The organism is Nostoc sp. CmiVER01, assembly GCF_034531135.2.
Lineage (GTDB): Bacteria > Cyanobacteriota > Cyanobacteriia > Cyanobacteriales > Nostocaceae > Nostoc.
The window spans coordinates 206,567-227,098 of record NZ_JAVRBU020000016.1 but is presented as its reverse complement, the minus strand read 5'-3'; the positions used below and the strand labels follow the sequence as shown (position 1 = coordinate 227,098).

Here is a 20,532-nt window from a genome sequence, read left to right as displayed (position 1 = left end):
TCCCCTCTTTGCGCCAGTCATAAGTAGATCCTTCTAAGCTTTGGGAATCTACTGCGGCAGTGAATACGCGGTGTCCGACAATAGTTGTCCGCAATTCTAGCGCCTTGGGCACATTTTCTTGAAAGGTCATCGGACAAAAACGCAGTCCTTCCATATTCTCCAGGTCATTATTTGTAACTGGAGTGGTAAACACAACGTTTTCTCGCCCCTGCTGATCGTAAATAGCAAAAGAAGAAAGCATTTTGGTAACTATACCTTGGTTACACTCTTGAGCAAATTGCTTGACTGCTTCTGGATTGTTTGAAGTCAGAGTACGTGGAGTTACAAGACCTATTTTGCGTGCAACTTGCAATTGTAATTGCTTATTATTAGCTCGATCCACATTGGACATTTTATCAAAGTGAAATCCTTGAAGGCTGGCAATCATACCCCTGACTGTGGCGCGACATTCGTTAATTGATGCATCTCTGTATTGCTTGTCCATTGAGTCGGGAATTTTTTCTCCGTAGCGCATCCGCCGATACCAAACTGAGGAGACTTCACTCAAATCTAGCTTTTGTTCGCCATCAGTAATAATTACTCGTTCACTATCGCCGCAGTAAATATCTAGCTTGACTTCGGTGGGATATCTGTCTGTGTCAAACCGAAATGCTTTTTCTCCTCTAGCCTCAATTTCTTTGATGACTAGAGGAATACTTTCGTTGTCTTTACTAAACGTAACTATTAATACGGTCATAAAAAGTATGAACAGTGAAGTATGTAGACACCTTTTGGGTGGCTTGCCGCGGGCTAATATCAAATATTAAGTTTTTGATTATTCATTCTTTGTTTGAAGTAGGGCGTCTGCGATCGCACTTGCAATCGGTAAGTTTAAATCCTTTTCCAGCATTCCCCACTCCCCCACAGGGTTGATTTCCAAAAAGACGTATTCCCCTGATGGTGTGACGATGAAATCTAAGGCTCCAAACAACAGCCCAAATTTCTCCATAAAGGCTTTGAGACGACGAATTACTTCATCAGGAAGCTGGTGATGTTGCCATGCGCCAACTTCAACACCAGGTTTACGCCAATCAACTTTGGCTGCTGCATACATATCTGCATTTAGCGCCCCCACAAATACATTACCATTCACATACACCATCCGTAATTCCTGTTGCTTTGGAATTTGCTCTTGAAAAACCATTGGGCAATAACGCAGTGACTCAGCATCAACTAAATCTTCTTCTTTGACGATGCTGGTGTACAGAAAAAACGAGGAGTTAGCTTCCATACTGCGGGAAAGAGCAGTTAAGAGCTTGCTCACCATTTTGCCGTTGACTTGCCCAAAAAACTCTCGTGCTGCTTGGGCTTTGTTGGTGACAAGAGTCTGGGGAATAACAAAGCCTACTTCAGACGCAATCCGCAGTTGACGCAGCTTGTTACTTGCATAATCTATCCGCTCTAAATTATCTACCCACGTAGCTCCCTTGAGGCTGTCCCAAAAAGCATCTAAAGTTGCAAGTGATTCTCTAACGCAAGCTTCTCGGAACTTTGGCGCTAATTCTTGACTCAGTTGTGGTTCCCAAATACGGCGCATCCATACAGCTTGCACCTGCTCTGTGTTGATAGAGCGGTTGTTACATTCTATAGTGTGGTAGCTTTTAGACTTATCAAAATGTGCTGTTAATTGCACTTCTAGAGGAAACTTATCAGTATCTAGACGAAATGATTGCACCCCTTTTTTTGATAAGGCTTCTGCCACTCTATCTATTGTAAAGAAATCACCACTGTGGGTGATTAATAAAACAACATCACGAGACAGGTGCATAAAATATTTTTTTGAGAATTTTAGGAGGTAGCTATTCAAAAATAGCAAACAAATTGCCTTTTAGAAACCAAAAATTTTAGATGATTTAGGGATTTATAAAAAGCAATCATCTCTATCTTATGGATAAGGCAATATGAAAGCGATCGCCTACGGCGGGCGCTCTGCGCCATCGCGTCTCTATGAGTAGTTTTCAGTTCTTTGATAACTGCTACTCTATTAAATGATGATTCAGCCAATTACAAGGTATCTTTCCGATCAGAAAGGTACTTTCAGATGTAAAAGAGTAAATTATTTATCTTCCAAATCTGAAGGAAACTTGTAAGTCCAAGGAACCTCTGTTCCTTCAGTAGCTTGCTCTGACAAGAAACGTGTAAAGAATGGTAACGCTACAACATCCACTGTTTTTACTGTGTTTGTAGGCATGAGTTTCCTTAAAAAAATTAACTTGTTTTTCAACTTAAATGTATATCATTAATTAAATATATTTTCAAGGTCAGTTAAGACAGTTATGACGTTAAAGCAGTTAGGAAAGTTAAGAAATTTAGGAAACTTAAGCAGGCAGCTAAGAAAAAATATTTAAGAATTAATATCAAAATCATCAATATTAAACTATAATTAGAACAAAAATTAAATCCAGCAAAATCCTTATTGGATATAACTTACAGCAAACTATTTTTTTGGTAATTTGTTTCTTAAACTTCTTAAATTTCTTAAATTAATTATTTTCCAGGCTGTTGCATTTTATCTAGAAAAGTGAGATCATGCTCTAATTGAAATTAGAAGTATGTTAATTTAAAGAAAGCAAATTAGTTTTAATGATAAATTATAAAATAGTCTTTCTCAAAAAAAAGTAAAGTCATCAGTCATAGCAGGAGTTAGTTATACTGTGATCGCAGCCACACTTACAGCATTGACAACTCCGTTTAGCATCGTAGGAGGTATAGAGATGTTAGTCTAATAACGGTTGTAGGAGATACTTTAATGGGATATGTGATTAAAGCCATTATTATGGCTATTTATGCAAAATGTAAAAAGACTGAATCTGTAATATTTCTTATCAAATAAATTAAAGATTTACTTATTATAGAAGAGCTAAAAGCTTGTTATATAAGTCAACTCATTTTCATCAAGTGTAGTATACAGAAGGTAATATTGATTTAAAAAAATAGGATATTTAGGAAAATGTAGAAGTTAATACAGTTAAAAAGTTAGAGTTAGTTCTTAGTGAGTTTAATTATGAATGATGAAGCAGAAAATATTAATATTCAGTCAGAGGCGATCGCCATTATTGGTATAGGGTGTAGATTTCCAGGAGCGAATAATTATAATGAATTTTGGTATAATTTAGAGAAGGGAGTTAATAGTGTAACGGAGATACCTCAAGAACGATGGAATATTGATAACTTTTATTCTTCAAATATCGAACTTCCCAATACAAGTACTAGTAAATGGGGAGGATTTATCGAAGATGTAGATAAATTTGACGCAAAATTTTTTCAGATATCAGAGCGAGAAGCTCGGCGAATAGATCCTCAACAAAGGATCATGCTAGAACTGAGTTGGTCATGCTTAGAAGATGCTGGATATTCACCATTAGAATTATCAGGAAATAACGTTGGTGTTTTTATTGGTGTTTGTAATTTCGATTATAAAGAATTACAAGATAAGGGCGAAGTCATTGAAGGATATAATTCTACAGGTACATATACTTCTATTATTCCCAATCGAATTTCCTACTTTTTCAACTTTCATGGCCCTAGTATTCCGATAGATACTGCTTGTTCTAGCTCACTTGTAGCCATACACCAAGCAGTGAATACACTCAATCAAAATGAATGTGAGATGGCGTTAGTTGGTGGTGTCAGTGTATTGTGTACACCGACTAGTTATATCTCTTTTAGTAAGTTGGGTATGTTATCACCTGAAGGGAAATGCAAAACCTTTGATGCTCAAGCAGACGGTTATGTGCGAGGTGAAGGGGCAGGTGTCATTTTATTAAAACCTTTGAAAAAAGCAGTTGAGGATAAAAATTATATTTATGGAATAGTTAAAGGTAGCGCCATAAATCATGGTGGTCATACGCGTACTTTAACTTCTCCCAATGCTTATTCTCAATCACAAGTTGTGAGGTCTGCATGTATAAAAGCAAATATTACACCTGATACAATATCTTATATAGAAGCTCATGGAACAGGTACGCCGTTAGGCGATCCAATTGAAATTAATGCTTTAAAACGAGCATATACACAACTATATCAGCACTATGGTATTGAACAAACCGCAGAAAGCTATTGTGGATTAGGTTCAGTAAAAACAAATATTGGACATTTAGAATCAGCAGCAGGTATTGCTGGGATCATAAAAGTATTATTGGCAATGAAATATAAAAAATTGCCAACAATTAACAACTTTCAGCAATTAAATCCTCGAATCAAGTTAGATGGTAGTCCCTTTTATATAGTTAAAGAAACGAAAGATTGGCAACATTTAAAGACAAAAGAAGGGAAAATTATTCCTAGACGAGCAGGGGTAAGTTCCTTTGGCTTTGGGGGTGTTAATGCCCATATAATCCTAGAAGAGTCGTTAGTGCCAGAAGAAATAGTGGTGACGAACATTGAGCGTCCAAGCCACTTGATAGCACTTTCGGCGAAAACTGATAAGGCTTTAGAAGAACTAGCAAAAAGATATCAAATTTATTTAAAATCTGATTTAAAGATATCGTTAGCAGATATTTGTTACACCGCCAACACTGGGCGAAGCTCCGGAGGAGCCGCTTCGCTAACGCATTTTGACTACCGCCTTGCTATTGTGGCCGACTCTAGAGAGCAGTTGGTCGATCGACTCAGTGCTTTCGCATCTGGGAAAGACATCACCGGCTTAATTAGCGATAAACCTGGCAAAAAGCCAGCAAAGATAGCCTTTTTATTCACTGGTCAAGGCTCTCAGTACATCAATATGGGTCGCCAACTCTACGATAGCCAACCCATCTTTCGCCAAACTATCGAGCAGTGCGATGAAATTCTCCGCCCTTATCTGAAGGATTCTTTGTTAGAAGTACTTTATCCTACCCAGACTCTTGAGCAATCATCTTTGTTGGATGAAACTGCCTATACCCAACCAGCATTGTTTGCTTTTGAATATGCCCTGTATCAACTGTGGAAATCTTGGGGCATTGAACCAAATGTGGTGATGGGTCATAGTGTAGGCGAATATGTTGCGGCAACTGTCGCAGGCGTTTTTAGCCTAGAAGATGGACTTAAACTCATTGCCTATCGGGGACAGTTGATGCAGCAATTGCCTTCTGGAGGCGAGATGGTTTCACTAATGGCTTCCGAGGAAAGAGTTCGGAAAGTTATAGCGCCATTTCATGACACAGTGGCATTAGCAGCCATCAACGGGCCTGAAAGTGTAGTGATTTCGGGAGCCAGTGAAGACATTGCTGCTATTTGTCAGCAACTGTCAACACAGGGGGTAAAAACGAAGCGGTTACAAGTATCCCATGCTTTCCATTCTCCATTCATGACACCCATGTTGAAGGAGTTTGAGCAAGTAGCTAGTCAAATAACCTACAATCAACCCCAGATACCATTAGTCTCTAATATCACCGGACAAATTGCTGATGAGAATATCACCAATGCACAATACTGGGTGAATCACATCCGACAAACAGTGCGGTTTGCCGATAGTATGCAGAGATTACATCAACTTGGGTATGAAGTCTTTTTAGAGGTTGGGCCTAAGCCAATTTTGTTGGGTATGGGTCGTGAGTGCTTGCCTGAGGGTGTGGGTTGGTGGTTGCCTTCTCTGCGTCCGGGAGTGCCAGAATGGCAACAGTTGCTTTCTAGTTTGGGTGAATTATATGTAGGGGGAATGGCAGTAGATTGGTCAGGGTTTGACCGTGACTATTTCCGCAAGAAAGTTACATTACCCACTTATCCGTTTCAACGACAGCGCTATTGGATTGAGAATACACCCCCTAAACCTCAACGGCAACAAAACTCGACAAAACTGCACCCATTATTAGACAAAAAGCTCCAGTTGCCCTTAAGCAAAGAAATCTTGTTTGAGTCTGAATTCAGTAGCCAAACCCTACCGTTTTTAGTAGATCATCAAGTTTATAACCAAATTGTTGTGCCTGGAGCCTGTTATCTCTCCTTGCTATTGGGTGTAGCAGATTTGACTTTTGCCAGTGAGTCATGTCTGTTAGAAAATATAGTTTTCCCTCAAGCATTGGTTATCCCAGAAGATAAAGCACGCACAGTACAGCTGGTACTGTCTTTTGAAGAGAGTAGCGCATCTTTCAAACTTATCAGCTTTGATCCAGTTGCAAATAGTAGTACTCAGATAAGTCAGTGGCTAGTCCATGCCACAGGGAAAATTTCACAAGGCGTTAACATTGCACCAGAAACTGTCTTTCTCCAACAGATACAGACGCGCTGTACTCAACAAATAGCTGCTGTGGAAATTTCCCAAAGTTGGCAAAATCGGCAGATTCAATTTGGTGCAAGCTTTCAGTGGCTTGATTGTGTCTGGTGTGGAGAAGGAGAAGCCCTAGCCAAGCTCAAATGGCTTGATCTAGTAGATGATTTAGAGAAGTATCAATTATATCCAGGTCTTCTGGATTCCTGCTTGCAACTGACCAGCTTTTTCTTCCCTAGTGAAGACACTTTTGTACCCTTCGCAATTGAAAGTTTCCAATTTTACCAACGTCCCCAAAGTCAGCAGTTATGGTGTCATGCAGTACGATGTCTCCAAGGGGCTACGCCTACGCAGTCTGAGAACTCCGATTCGGACAACCTTGTAGTAAATATCAGGCTATTTGACGTTAACGGGCAGTTGATTGCAGACATCAAAGGTTTTGAGGCTAAAAAAGCAACTCCCAACACTTTATTGCAAAGTCTCCAGCTAGACTTGAAAGAAAATTCTGTAGAAAATTGGCTGTATGAAGTAGAGTGGCAACCTCAAGTGCGCTTTAGCAATGAGCAACTGTCTCCAAATTACCTGCCAGCACTTGCAGAAATTAGCCCTAAACTTCAGCCACAATATTCTCAATTGATGGCTGAACCACAGCTAAAAGTTTATCAGGCAGCAGTCAGCCAGTTAGAAGCACTCAGCATTAACTATGTGCTGCAAGCCCTGACAGCAATGGGATGGAAACCGCAATTAGGGCAGCGCTTCACTACAGATGCGATCGCTAACCAGTTAGGAGTAGTCAGCCAACATCAACGGCTATTCAAGCGACTACTAGAGATGTTAGCAGAAGTAGGGATATTAGAGGCAAAAGCTTTGGAATGGCAAGTTATCCGCGAGCCAGAAGACATCGCTTTGCAAGCTGAATTAAATGCCCTGTTAACTCAATATCCAATAGCAAATGCTGAATTCACTCTTCTAGGACGTTGCGGCCTATCATTAGCCCAAGTACTAAGGGGCGAATGCGATCCATTGCAATTGCTTTTCCCCGAAAACGACTCAACTACAGCCCAGTTATATGAGAATTCGCCACTGACAAAAGTGATGAATATCTTAGCTCAACAAGCCATAATTTCACTTGTCGAGCATTTACCAACTGGACGGGGATTAAGAATATTGGAAATCGGCGCGGGAACTGGTGGAACAACCTCTTATTTACTACCACATTTATCCTGTGAGCAAACCGAATACCACTTCAGCGATATTGGGATCTCTTTTACCCAAAAAGCCCAAGAGAAATTCCAGGATTTCCCATTTGTAAAATATCAAGTATTAAACATTGAAAAAGATCCCTTTAGCCAAGGATTTGAAAAGCAGCAATATGATGTAATTGTGGCTGCCAATGTCTTGCACGCTACCCAAGATTTACAACAAACCCTCAAACACACCAAGCAATTATTAGCACCACAGGGCATATTAATTTTATTGGAAACAACTCAGCGTCAGCGTTGGCTGGACTTAATCTTTGGGTTAACTCCAGGATGGTGGCGATTTAACGATTTACACTTACGTCCAGACTATCCCTTAATTAGTGCTGCCCAATGGCAAGAAGTGTTGCAAGAGACTGGGTTTACAAGCACAGTTAATATATCATCTACTCAACAAACTCAAAGCGTTTTATCTCCAGCAATGCTAATGCTGGCACAAGTACCACCATCACCAAACGAGTTGGTACAAGTTGAGCAAAAACATTGGCTGTTATTTGCAGATCGGCAAGGTATAGCGCAACAATTAGCTGACAAGCTAGATACTCACTCACAACTTTGTACCTTGGTATTTGTTGGTGAGGAATATGAACAATTAGACCAGCAAAAATTCAAAATTAACCCAAGCAACCCACAACATTATCAAAAGCTATTGCAGGCAATCAATAGCAAACCCTTGAATTTGTATGGTGTAGTTCATTGCTGGAGTTTAGATACAGTTAAAGCAGCAGAACTCACCGCAACCGATTTAACTGCGGCATCTTTACTAGGATGTGGTAGCACCTTGCATTTAGTCCAGGCATTGACAGGGACTAATTTATCTGCTTATCCTCGCCTCTGGTTAGTAACTCAGGGAGCAGTGGCGATCAGCTTTGCCAACCTAGAGGGATTAGTGCAATCAAGCTTGTGGGGAATGGCAAGGGCGATCGCTACCGAACATCCAGAACTCAACTGTGTGCGGGTAGATTTAGCTCCAAAGGCAGATGCAAAAGTTGTGCAAGCCTTATTTGAGGAAATTTGGTTTCCGACTAAAGAAGACCAGGTTGCCTTTACAGACCAACTGCGTTATGTCGCTAGGTTAGCTCGCTATCAGAAGCATAAAGATTATCTAGAAACAGCAGCACCAAAACCTCTAAAGTTCCGTGAAGATAGTACCTACCTGATAACTGGCGGTATGGGTGGTTTGGGTTTATTGGTAGCTCGTTGGATGGTGCAACGGGGAGCAAGGCATTTGGTGTTAGTTGGGCGTAGTAGTGCAAGTGCTGCTGTTCATAAGCAACTTCAAGAGTTAGAACAGGCTAGCGCTCAAGTAAATGTTATTCAGGCCGATGTGTCTGATGTCGAACAAATCACAAAAGTACTCTCAGAAATTGAGCAAACTCTACCACCACTGCGCGGAATCATTCATTCTGTTGGTGTTTTGGATGATGGCATTCTACAACAACAAAACTGGCAACGCTTTGCAAAAGTTTTGGCTCCAAAAGTAGAAGGAGCTTGGCATCTGCATACTTTAACTCAGAACCAGCCTTTAGACTTTTTTGTGATGTTTTCTTCTATAGCTTCTTTACTTGGTAATGCAGGTCAATCTAACCATGCGGCAGCCAATGCTTTTCTTGATGCTTTAGCCCATCATCGCCAGGCTCAAGGACTAGCAGGTTTGAGCATTAACTGGGGAGCTTGGTCACAAGTAGGAGCCTTCGCAGAGCGTCAACTTGATGAGCAAACAAAAACACGGGGTATTGGAACGTTTAACCCAGAACAGGGATTAGTTGCTTTGGAGCAATTATTATGTCAATCCTCTACTCAAGTTGCAGTTATGCCTATGAATTGGGTGCAGTTTTTGGAAAAATCCAATTCAGTTTCGCCGTTGTTCGCTAACTTTTTGCAAACTTCAGTAAAAACTGTGGTTATGCAATCTGAGATGGTTGAGCAAATAAAGACAACAAATATTACCAAGCGCCGAAAACTTTTGCAAGATCATATTTTTTCACTAGTTGCTAAAGTCCTCGGTTGGCATTTGTCAGAATCCATTGATCTACAGAAAAACTTTTTTGAGTTAGGGATGGATTCGCTAACTTCTTTAGATTTGAAAAATCACCTACAAAAGAGTTTAAAATGCTCTTTACCGCTAAATTTGGTTTTTAAGTATCCTACTGTAGATTTGCTAACTGATTATCTATTGGAAGAACTTGGCTTAGATTCTGATTATGAATTAGATAAAGAAGTTCAAGAGGAAAGTAATGAGCCATTTCAACTAATAAATATTGCAAGTAATAATAATAGAATTAAAATAGAATTATGAATTTATTAGAATTTTTACAAGACATTTCTTTTAAAGGAATTGAATTGGGGCATGATGGAGAAAAATTGCTAATAGATGGTTCGGAAAGTTTATTAACTCCTGATGTCATTGCTAAACTCAAACAACACAAAACTGAAATTTTACAGTTACTGCGCGATCGCCCAGATATTTTAAATATTTATCCTCTGTCCTACGGTCAACAATCCCTGTGGTTTCTATGGCAATTAGCACCTAAAAGCGCAGCCTATAATGTAGCTTTTACCTGTCGTATCTGTTCACCTATAAATGTCACGATTTTACAAAAAAGTCTACAAATTATTCTTGAACGTCATCCACAATTACGTAGCAAGTTTTTTAAGCAAGATAATAATGTTGTTCAACAGATCCATCAAACTCAGTTCACAGATTTTCAGCAGATAAATGCCTCTACTTGGAAAGAGCAGGAGCTTGAGCAAAGAGTTTTTCAGGAATACCAACAACCCTTCAATATCGAAAATGATTCGATAATGCGGGTGCGTTTGTTCAGTTGGTCACAGCAAGAACATATCTTGTTAGTAACCATACACCATATTGCTGTTGATGCTTGGTCTGTATTATTACTAATAGAAGAGTTAATAACAGTCTATCTTGTACTAGAGTTAGGTGTTCAGCCATCTCTAACTCCTCTAAAGCACTCCTATATAGATTACGTTCGTTGGCAAAGAGAATTATTAACCAGTACTCAAGGAGAAAAACTGTGGAACTACTGGCAGCAAAAACTCGCAGGGGAGTTGCCTGTACTCAACTTGCCAACAGATAGACCAAGACCAGCCATACAAACCTACAACGGCGCTTCTTATAATTTCAAGATATCCCAAAAGCTCACAGAACAACTGAAAAAGCTAGCTCAAGCAGAAGGCGTGACCCAATACATGGTTCTGCTAGCTGCATTTCAGGTTCTCTTGTATCGTTACACCGGGCAAGAGGATATTCTGGTTGGTGCGCCCACATCAGGTAGAACTCAACCGGAATTTGTGTCACTAATTGGCTATTTTGTCGATCCAGTGGTTATGCGGGCGAATCTCTCAGGAAATCCTAGTTTTCAAGAGTTTCTGACTCAAGTTTGCCAAACAGTATCAGAAGCATTAGCGCATCAAGATTTTCCCTTTGCTCTACTGGTAGAAAGATTGCAGCCACAGCGCGATCCGAGCCGTTCTCCTATCTTTGGGGCTGTATTCAACTTCCTTTTCCAGAACTTGGGGCAGTTTGAGCATACGCAACAACTGTGGTTAGGAGGTGAAGTAGATAAAGAAGGAATTAAACTCAAACCTTTTGAAATGCCTCAGATGGAGGGTCAGTTTGACCTAAATCTGACGATCGCAGAAGCAAGTTCTTCTTTATCTGGGATTTTTAAGTACAATACTGACCTTTTTGATGTCAGCACTATCGAGCGGATGCTGGGGCATTTTGTGACCTTGCTGGAAGCAATTGTGGCTAATCCACAACAAAAAAGTTCGCAATTGCCTATGCTTACAGAAGTTGAGCAACACCAGTTATTGTTTGAGTGGAACAACACACAAGTGGAGTATCGCCAGGATAAATGTATCCACCAGTTATTTGAAGAACAGGTTGAGCGAACCCCGGATGCAGTAGCAGTTGTATTTGAAAATCAACAACTGACTTACCACCAGTTGAACTGTCGTGCTAACCAGTTGGCGCATTACTTGCAGTCTTTAGACGTGGGAGCAGATGTGCTGGTTGGGTTGTGTGTGGAGCGTTCGTCGGAGACGTTGCCGGAGGCATCGCTAGAAACAATCGTGGGAATATTGGGTATTCTCAAAGCGGGTGGAGCTTATGTGCCACTTGACCCTGAGTATCCAACTGAGCGTTTGCGCTTTATGCTCGAAGATGCTCAAGTTAGAGTATTGTTAACACAACAGCAATTAGTAGAGTCAATTCCTCAACATCAGGCGCGTGTCATCTGCTTAGACAGCGACTGGGAAAAAATTTCTCAAGAGTGCGAGTCAAACCCTTCTTACACCGCCACACCCGATAACCTAGCATACGTCATCTACACTTCTGGTTCTACAGGTAAGCCCAAAGGCGTTTTAGTCAACCATTCAAATGTAGTTCGTCTGTTTGCAGCGACAAACTCTTGGTATAACTTCAACTCTCAAGATGTCTGGACACTGTTCCACTCTTATGCATTCGACTTTTCCGTATGGGAAATTTGGGGTGCTTTACTGTATGGTGGACGACTGGTAGTAGTGCCCTACATGGTGACGCGATCGCCCGAATCCTTCTTTGAGTTATTAACTCAAGAGAAAGTCACAATTCTCAATCAAACACCCTCAGCTTTTCGTCAGTTGATTAAAGCCGAACAGTCAACGGCAACTACCGGCAATTTGAACTTACGCTTGGTTATCTTCGGCGGAGAAGCCTTAGAACTGAAGAGTTTACAGCCTTGGTTTGAGCGTCATGGCGACCAATTGCCACAGTTAGTAAATATGTACGGGATTACAGAAACAACTGTACACGTCACCTACCGTCCATTGAGTAAAACCGATTTAAATGGCACAGCAAGTGTAATTGGTCGTCCGATTCCTGACTTACAGGTGTATGTACTGGATGAATATAAACAGCCAGTGCCGATTGGTGTTCCTGGTGAAATGTACGTTGGTGGTGCAGGGGTGGCGCGTGGCTATCTCAATCGTCCGGAACTTACAGCGCAAAGATTTATATCTAGTCCTTTTGACAATTCAAAATTATATAAAACAGGAGACTTAGCACGTTATTTGCCCAATGGCGAGTTAGAGTATTTAGGACGAATTGACCAACAAGTGAAGATTCGCGGCTTCCGCATTGAGTTGGGAGAAATTGAGGCATTACTAGCGCAACACCCAGCTGTTTGGGAAAGCGTGGTGGTGATACGAGAGGATGAACTTGACGACAAACGTTTAATAGCTTACGTAGTGCCGAAGGTGAAACAATCTTCTACAGTCGCAGAACTACGTCAGTTCCTCGCCAATCAACTCCCCAGCTATATGGTGCCAAACACTTTTGTGATGTTGGAGTCCCTGCCACTAACTCCCAATGGCAAAATAGACCGCCGCGCATTGCCAAAACCGGAGTTAGACAGCACACTGCTAGAAAAATTTGTTGCCCCACGCACCCCAATTGAAGAAATGCTGGCACAAATTTGGGCGCAAGTGCTGAGAGTAGAGCAAGTAAGCATTTACGATAACTTCTTTGAACTTGGGGGGCATTCGCTACTAGCAACTCAACTGCTTTCACGTATTCGCAACATTTTCAAAGTAGAACTACCATTGCGTAGTCTGTTTGCCGCAGCAACACTAGCCGAATTGGCACAAGAGATAGGGCAGTTGCAGCAACAAAATTTAGAAAAAACCTCCCTACCGATCTTACCAAGAGCAAGGAATGCAGAATTACCACTGTCTTATGGTCAACAGCGTTTGTGGTTTTTAGACCAGTTCGAGCCGAACAGCGCCATTTACAACATACCTACAGCTTTGCATCTTCAAGGAACTCTCAAGGTTGCAGCCTTAGAACAAAGCTTGCGAGAAATTATTCATCGCCATGAAGCTTTACGCACCAACTTCATCACAGTTGATGGAAAACCTTCTCAAATCATTCAAACACAAACAAATTGGACGTTCTCAGTTGTTGATTATCAGCATTTATCTACAACTGAACAAAAAATTGCCACACAGCAATTAGCGCAAAAACAACTTATTCAACCCTTTGACCTAGCAACTGAAGCATTAATTAGGGCGACATTAGTAGTGCTTAATAAGACAGAACACGTCTTGTTAGTCTATATGCATCATGTTGTCTCTGATGGCTGGTCAATGGGTGTATTTGTTCAGGAATTAGCAGCACTGTACAATGCTTATTCAATAGATCAGCCGTCATCATTAGCACCACTACCGATTCAGTACGCAGATTTTGCAATTTGGCAAAGACAGTGGTTGCAAGGAGATGTACTACAAAAGCAATTGATTTATTGGCAACAACAACTTGCAGATGCACCAGGTTTATTGTCGCTTCCCACAGACCGACCGAGACCTGCTGTGCAAAGTTTTGCAGGGGCATATCAACAGTTTGCACTTTCCAAGCAGCTAACTAGTGGGTTAATACAGTTAAGTCAAGAGCAAGGAGTTACCTTGTTTATGACGCTGTTGGCAGCTTATGATACTCTGTTTTACCGCTACACAGGCGTGGCAGACATTTTGGTTGGTTCACCGATCGCAAATCGCGATCGCAGTGAAATAGAGGGGTTAATTGGCTTTTTTGTCAATACCTTAGTCATGCGTACAGACTTATCAGGCAATCCTAGTTTCTGTGAGTTACTGGATCGCGTTCGTGAAATGGCAATGGATGCATACTCTCATCAGGATTTGCCATTTGAAATGCTGGTGGAAGCATTACAGCCAGAACGGGATCTTAGCCATACACCACTATTTCAAGTGGCGTTTGTCCTCCAAAATGCTCCCATGTCTCAATTGGAGTTGACTGGGTTAACCGTTAGTCCACTGGTAGTAGAAGGTACAACTTCCAGGTTTGATCTTACCTTACTAATGGAGAATACTGCTACCGGACTGGTAGGGCTTTGGGAATATAACACTGATTTGTTTGATGGCAGCACTATTGAGCGAATGACTGGTCATTTTGTGACCTTGCTTGAAGGTATTATTGCTAATCCAGAGGAACGGATTTCTCAATTGCCTCTATTGACACAAATTGAGCAGCATCAGTTATTGGTTGAGTGGAACGATACTCAGGTAGATTATCCCCAGGATAAATGCATCCATCAGTTGTTTGAGGAGCAGGTAGAGCGCACCCCGGACGCTATAGCAGTTGTGTTTGAAAATCAACAACTGACTTACCACCAATTGAATGCCAAAGCTAATCAGTTAGCTCGTTACTTGCGCTCATTGGGCGTACAAGCAGATGTGCTAGTGGGCATTTATGTGGAACGCTCATTGGAAATGATTGTCGGACTGTTGGGGATTCTAAAAGCGGGTGGGGCTTATGTACCACTTGACCCAGACTATCCCCAAGAGCGTTTGAGCTTTATGCTTGAAGATGCTCAAGTTCCAGTGCTGCTGACACAACAACAACTTATTGAAAGGCTGCCTGAGCATCAAGCGCAAATTGTATGTTTAGATACTGACTGGCAATCTATTTCTGTGTCAAGTCAGGATAATCCAATTACTGGTGTGCAAGATAGTAACTTGGCTTATGTGATTTACACTTCCGGTTCGACTGGAAAGCCCAAAGGAGCAATGAACACTCACTTGGGGATTTACAATCGCCTACTGTGGATGCAACAAGCTTATCAATTAACACCAGTAGATTGCATTTTACAGAAAACTCCTTTTAGCTTCGACGTTTCAGTTTGGGAGTTCTTCTGGCCATTAATAACTGGAGCGCGTTTAGTTTTGGCTAAACCCGGTGGACATAAAGATAGTGCTTACTTGGCCAACCTAATTCAGCAACAGCAGGTGACTACACTGCATTTTGTACCTTCTATGCTTCGGGCTTTCGTAGAAGAAGAAAGTGTAAAAAATTGTAGTAGCTTGAAACGAGTTATCTGTAGTGGCGAAGCTCTACCAAAAGAACTCCAGGAACACTTTTTCGCTCGGTTAGACTGTGAATTACACAATCTCTACGGGCCAACAGAAGCGGCAATTGATGTCACTTATTGGCAATGCTTTCCAGATGGAAATCTTAGGACAGTACCTATTGGTCGTGCGATCACCAATACACAAATTTATATTTTAGACTCTCACTTACAACCAGTGCCGATTGGTATACCAGGAGAATTGCACATCGGTGGTGTGGGGTTGGCACGAGGCTACCTCAATCGCCCCGACTTAACCAACGAGAAATTTATCCATAACCCATTTAGCGACGAGCTGCATTCACGGCTTTACAAAACTGGCGATCTTGCACGCTACTTAAGTGACGGTAATATTGAGTACTTGGGGCGTATAGACAATCAAGTTAAGCTGCGGGGCTTCCGCATTGAGTTGGGAGAAATTGAGGCCGCGCTAACACAACACCAGGCTGTGGGAGAAACTGTAGTCATCGCCCGTGAAGACGATCCTGACAATAAGCGTCTGGTAGCTTATATTGTCCCCGACCAAGAGTATGCCTTCCCAGTTCTACAACTACTTCGTTTTAAAAACAAAGGTCTGCTGAATGAAGAGTTACTCTATGAGTTGCCAAATGGCATGGTGATTGCCCATTTGAATAAAAACGAAACAGAATTCGTCTACAAAGAACTTTGGGAGGAACAAGCTTATTTAAAACATGGTATTACCATCAATGAAGGGGATTGTATCTTTGATGTGGGTGCCAATATCGGTCTGTTCGCACTATTCGCAGGTCAAAGGTGTAAAGATGTTTCTATTTACGCATTTGAGCCAATTCCACCTGTTTTTGATCTGTTACGCCTAAATACTGAGGGCTATGGCTTAAATGTAAAGCTATTTAATCTTGGTCTTTCCAGCGAGACAAAAAGTGACATTTTTACATATTATCCTCAAGTTTCCGTCATTTCCGGGCGCTTTGGAGATACCGAGCAAGAGCGAGAGGTACTTAAATCCTTTTTGTTCAAACAACAAAATATTGGAGAAAATGACACAGGAGTATCTAGTCAGGCAATTGATGAACTGCTAGCAGAAAAATTGCAGAGTCAGCAATTCACTTGCCACTTAAGAACAATTTCTGAGGTGATGGATGAGCATGGCGTTGAGAAGGTGGATTTACTAAAAATCGACGTAGAGAAAAGTGAGCGGGATGTGCTTTTTGGCATCCAACGAAAAGATTGGCAAAAGATTCAGCAGATAGTTGTAGAGGTTCATAACATTAACGATAGGTTGGAGGAGATTGCAGACCTGCTAAAAGAACATGGATACGACCTAACTATAGAGCAGGATGCTGTACTAGAAAATACTGGACTCTACAACATCTATGCCAGACGACCATCCATAAACCAGTACCAAGGACAGGAGTCTGGTAGTACTTTAGTCAGCGATTCTGTAAAACCGACCTGGAGCAATTCCAGTTTATTACTCAGTGAAGTTCGCTGCTTCCTGCAAAAGAAGCTACCCGAATACATGGTGCCATCAGCCTTTGTACTGCTGGAGTCCTTGCCCCTGACATCTAACGGCAAAGTAGACCGCCTCGCACTGCCAAAACCAGAGTTAGACAGCAAACTGCTAGAAAAATTTGTTGCCCCGCGCACCCCAATTGAAGAAATGCTTGTACAAATTTGGGCACAAGTCTTGAAACTGGAGCAGGTAGGCATACATGATAACTTTTTTGAACTTGGGGGGCACTCGCTACTAGCAACCCAACTGGTTTCACGCATCCGCACCAGCTTGAAAGTAGAACTACCATTGCGTAGTCTGTTTGCCGCCGCGACAGTTGCCGAATTAGCTCATCTTATTGGGCAGTTGCAGCAACAAAAGATAGAACTAATTTCTCCACCCATCTTACCAAGAGCAAGGGATGCAGAATTACCACTGTCTTATGCTCAACAGCGTTTGTGGTTTTTAGACCAGTTACAACCGAACAGCGCCTTCTACAACATACCCATAGCTTTACATCTAGTAGGAACTTTCAATCAAGTAGCCTTAGAACAAAGCTTGCGAGAAATTATTCATCGCCACGAAGCGTTACGCACCAACTTCGTCATAGTTGATGGACAACCTTCTCAAATCATTCAAATACAAACGAATTGGACAGTTTCAGTTGTTGAATTGCAACATCTATCACCAGCCGAACAAGAAATTGCAAGACAGCAATTAGCGCAAGAACAAGCACTTCTTCCGTTTGACTTGGCAAATCAAGCATTAGTCAGGGCAACATTAGTAGTGTTGTCCGAGACTGAACACGTCTTGTTGGTGTGTATGCATCACATTGTCTCTGATGGCTGGTCAATAGGTGTGTTTGTCAAAGAGCTAGCGGCACTGTACAATGCTTACTCTCAAGGTCAGCCATTACCCTTAGCCCCATTAATTCAGTACGCAGATTTCGCCATCTGGCAGCGAAACTGGTTGCAAGGGGATGTACTGCAAACTCAACTAAGTTACTGGCAACAACAACTGGCAAACGCACCAGCTTTATTGTCGCTACCAGCCGACCGACCTAGACCAGCTGTGCAAACCTTTAATGGGGCACATCAAGAGTTTACACTTTCAAAGGAGCTAACTGCTAGTCTGGCACAACTGAGCCAGCAAGAAGGAGTAACGCTATTCATGACGCTGTTGGCAGCCTTTGATACCCTACTTTGCCGCTACACAGGACAAGAAGATATTTTGGTGGGGTCTCCTATTGCTAACCGCAATCGCAGTGAAATTGAAGGATTAATTGGCTTTTTTGTCAATACCTTAGTGATGCGTACAGACTTATCAGGCGATCCTAGCTTTAGCGAATTACTTGGTCGCGTTCGGGAAATGGCGATGGATGCATACTCTCATCAGGACTTGCCATTTGAAATGCTGGTGGAAGCGTTGCAGCCAGAACGGGATCTGGGCCACACACCACTGTTTCAAGTGATGTTTGTTCTTGAGAATACGCCTATACCTCAAATAGAGTTGGCTGGGTTAAGTGCCACTCCATTGATGACAGCAAGCACAACGGCAAAGTTTGATTTGACTTTAGCAATGGAGAACACCGCTACTGGACTAGTGGGGTGGTGGGTATATAACACTGACTTGTTTGATGTATCTACCATTGAGCGAATGACGGGTCATTTTTTGAGATTGCTTGAAGGTATTATTGCTAATCCGAAAAAGCGAATTTCTCAATTGCCCCTGTTGACACAACCTGAGCAACAGCAGTTATTAGTTGAATGGAACGATACTCAAGCGGATTATCCCCAGGATAAGTGTATCCATCAGTTGTTTGAGGAGCAAGTTCAGCTTACCCCAGATGCGATCGCAGTTGTGTTTGAAAATCAACAACTGACTTACCAGCAGTTGAATGCTAAAGCTAATCAATTGGCGCATTACTTGCGTTCTTTGGACGTAAAACCAGATGTACTGGTCGGGTTATGTCTAGAACGCTCACTAGACATGGTGATAGGACTTTTGGGAATTCTTAAGGCGGGTGGGGCTTATGTGCCACTTGATCCTGACTATCCCCAAGAACGTTTGAGTTTCATATTAGAAGATGCTCAAGTTTCAGTACTGCTTACTCAACAGCGACTTGTTGAGAAACTGTCACAGCATCAAGCAAACCTTGTCTGTTTAGATGAAGCTTGGTCACAAATTATCCAAAACAATCAAGATAATCCCGTCAATGAAGTCAGAGCTTTTCATATAGCTAATGTAATTTACACGTCAGGATCTACAGGTAGACCCAAGGGTGTCATGGTTGAGCATACCGGACTGTGCAACTTAGCTCAAGCTCAAATTAAGACTTTTGGCTTGCAAAACTTCAGTCGTATTCTCCAGTTTGCTTCCCTGAGTTTTGATGCTTCTATCTGGGAAGTCGTGATGGCTTTTGGCTCAGGGGCAACACTTTACTTGGAAACAAAAGACTCTTTATTGCCAGGGAAACCATTAATTGAGCAGTTACGCAATCATGGCATTACCCATATCACGCTTCCACCATCGGCGTTAGCAGTTATGCCAGCAGAGGAACTCCTGGCATTGCAGACAATGATTGTAGCCGGAGAAGCTTGCTCTGCTGAATTAATCAGGCAGTGGTCTGCTGGCAGAAACTTTTTTAACGCTTACGGGCCAACAGAAGCTACTGTCTGTGCCACGATTGCAAAATGCACTGATGGCGATGAGAAAGTTTCTATTGGTAGAGCGATCGCCAATACACAAGTCTACATTTTAGACGAAAATTTACAACCAGTGCCGATTGGTGTGCCTGGAGAGTTACACATCGGTGGTGTGGGGTTAGCCAGAGGCTACCTTAACCGTCCAGAGTTGACACAAGAGAAATTCATCTCCAATCCGTTTGAGGAGATAGGGAGGAGTAAATTATATAAAACTGGAGATTTGGCGCGTTACTTACCAAATGGCAACATCGAATACTTGAGACGAATTGATAATCAAGTAAAAATACGCGGTTTCCGCATTGAGTTAGGCGAGGTTGAAGCAATACTGAGCCAAAATGGTGATATACAGACATGTTGTGTCATCGCCCGTGAAGAAATTCCAGGTAATAAACGCTTAGTCGCTTACGTAGTACCGCATCCACAAGCAACACCCACAACAAGCGAACTACGACAGTTCCTTTCCAATAAACTGCCTGGGTATATGGTGCCAGCCGCTTTTGTGATGCTGGAGTCCTTACCCCTGACACCTAACGGCAAAGTAGACCGTCGCGCTCTACCTGACCCAGATTTACATCAGGAACTATCAGATTATGTAATGCCAAATACAGAAGTAGAAAAAATCATTGCTGGCATTTGGCAAAAAGCACTGGAACTAGAAAAGGTAGGAGTTTACAATAATTTCTTTGAACTAGGAGGGCATTCGTTACTACTAGTACAAATTAATCAGCAATTGCAAGAAAAATTTGGTTTAAAACTATCAATAGTTGATATGTTTAATTACCCAACGATACATACTTTAAGCCAATACTTGAATACTAAATTCAATCAAGAAGATACGTTTATAGAAAAGAGTTCTCGTACTCAAACTCATAGTGACAGTAAATCTTTAAGAAACCAACAATTACAGCTTAGACAACAGCATCGCTCTCAGAAAAAAAGGTAGAAA

5 protein-coding genes are annotated in these 20,532 nt (G+C 41.7%); 2 read left to right on the top strand and 3 right to left on the bottom strand.

The features are described 5' to 3' along the window. The 3 genes from RMZ43_RS26735 to RMZ43_RS26725 form a co-directional block, all read right to left on the bottom strand. A partial coding sequence (locus RMZ43_RS26735) for an MvdC/MvdD family ATP grasp protein (protein WP_428850929.1) occupies positions 1 to 736 on the bottom strand: 736 nt, incomplete at its 3' end. A gap of 78 nt (positions 737 to 814) precedes the next feature. Next, complete coding sequence (locus RMZ43_RS26730) at positions 815 to 1,807, bottom strand: MvdC family ATP-grasp ribosomal peptide maturase (RefSeq protein WP_322652556.1); 993 nt, start codon at positions 1,805 to 1,807, stop codon at positions 815 to 817. A gap of 288 nt (positions 1,808 to 2,095) precedes the next feature. After that, a complete protein-coding gene (locus RMZ43_RS26725; protein ID WP_322648174.1) occupies positions 2,096 to 2,230 on the bottom strand; it encodes a hypothetical protein in 135 nt (44 codons plus the stop codon). 813 nt (positions 2,231 to 3,043) lie between these two features. On the opposite strand from RMZ43_RS26725, the gene RMZ43_RS26720 reads away from it, so the two are divergent. Next, complete coding sequence (locus RMZ43_RS26720; protein ID WP_322652555.1) at positions 3,044 to 9,784, top strand: SDR family NAD(P)-dependent oxidoreductase; 6,741 nt, start codon at positions 3,044 to 3,046, stop codon at positions 9,782 to 9,784. After that, positions 9,781 to 20,529 carry a non-ribosomal peptide synthetase gene (locus tag RMZ43_RS26715; RefSeq protein WP_322652554.1) on the top strand — a complete coding sequence of 3,583 codons (10,749 nt, stop codon included), beginning with the start codon at positions 9,781 to 9,783 and terminating at the stop codon, positions 20,527 to 20,529. The genes RMZ43_RS26720 and RMZ43_RS26715 overlap by 4 nt, the downstream gene beginning before the upstream one ends. The last annotated feature ends 3 nt before the right edge of the window (positions 20,530 to 20,532 follow it).

Bases quoted from the DNA above. Each gene is read 5' to 3' on its own strand.
- RMZ43_RS26730 (WP_322652556.1), bottom strand. From the start codon at position 1,807: ATGCACCTGTCTCGTGATGTTGTTTTATTAATCACCCACAGTGGTGAT.
- RMZ43_RS26725 (WP_322648174.1), bottom strand. From the start codon at position 2,230: ATGCCTACAAACACAGTAAAAACAGTGGATGTTGTAGCGTTACCATTC.
- RMZ43_RS26720 (WP_322652555.1), top strand. From the start codon at position 3,044: ATGAATGATGAAGCAGAAAATATTAATATTCAGTCAGAGGCGATCGCC.
- RMZ43_RS26715 (WP_322652554.1), top strand. From the start codon at position 9,781: ATGAATTTATTAGAATTTTTACAAGACATTTCTTTTAAAGGAATTGAA.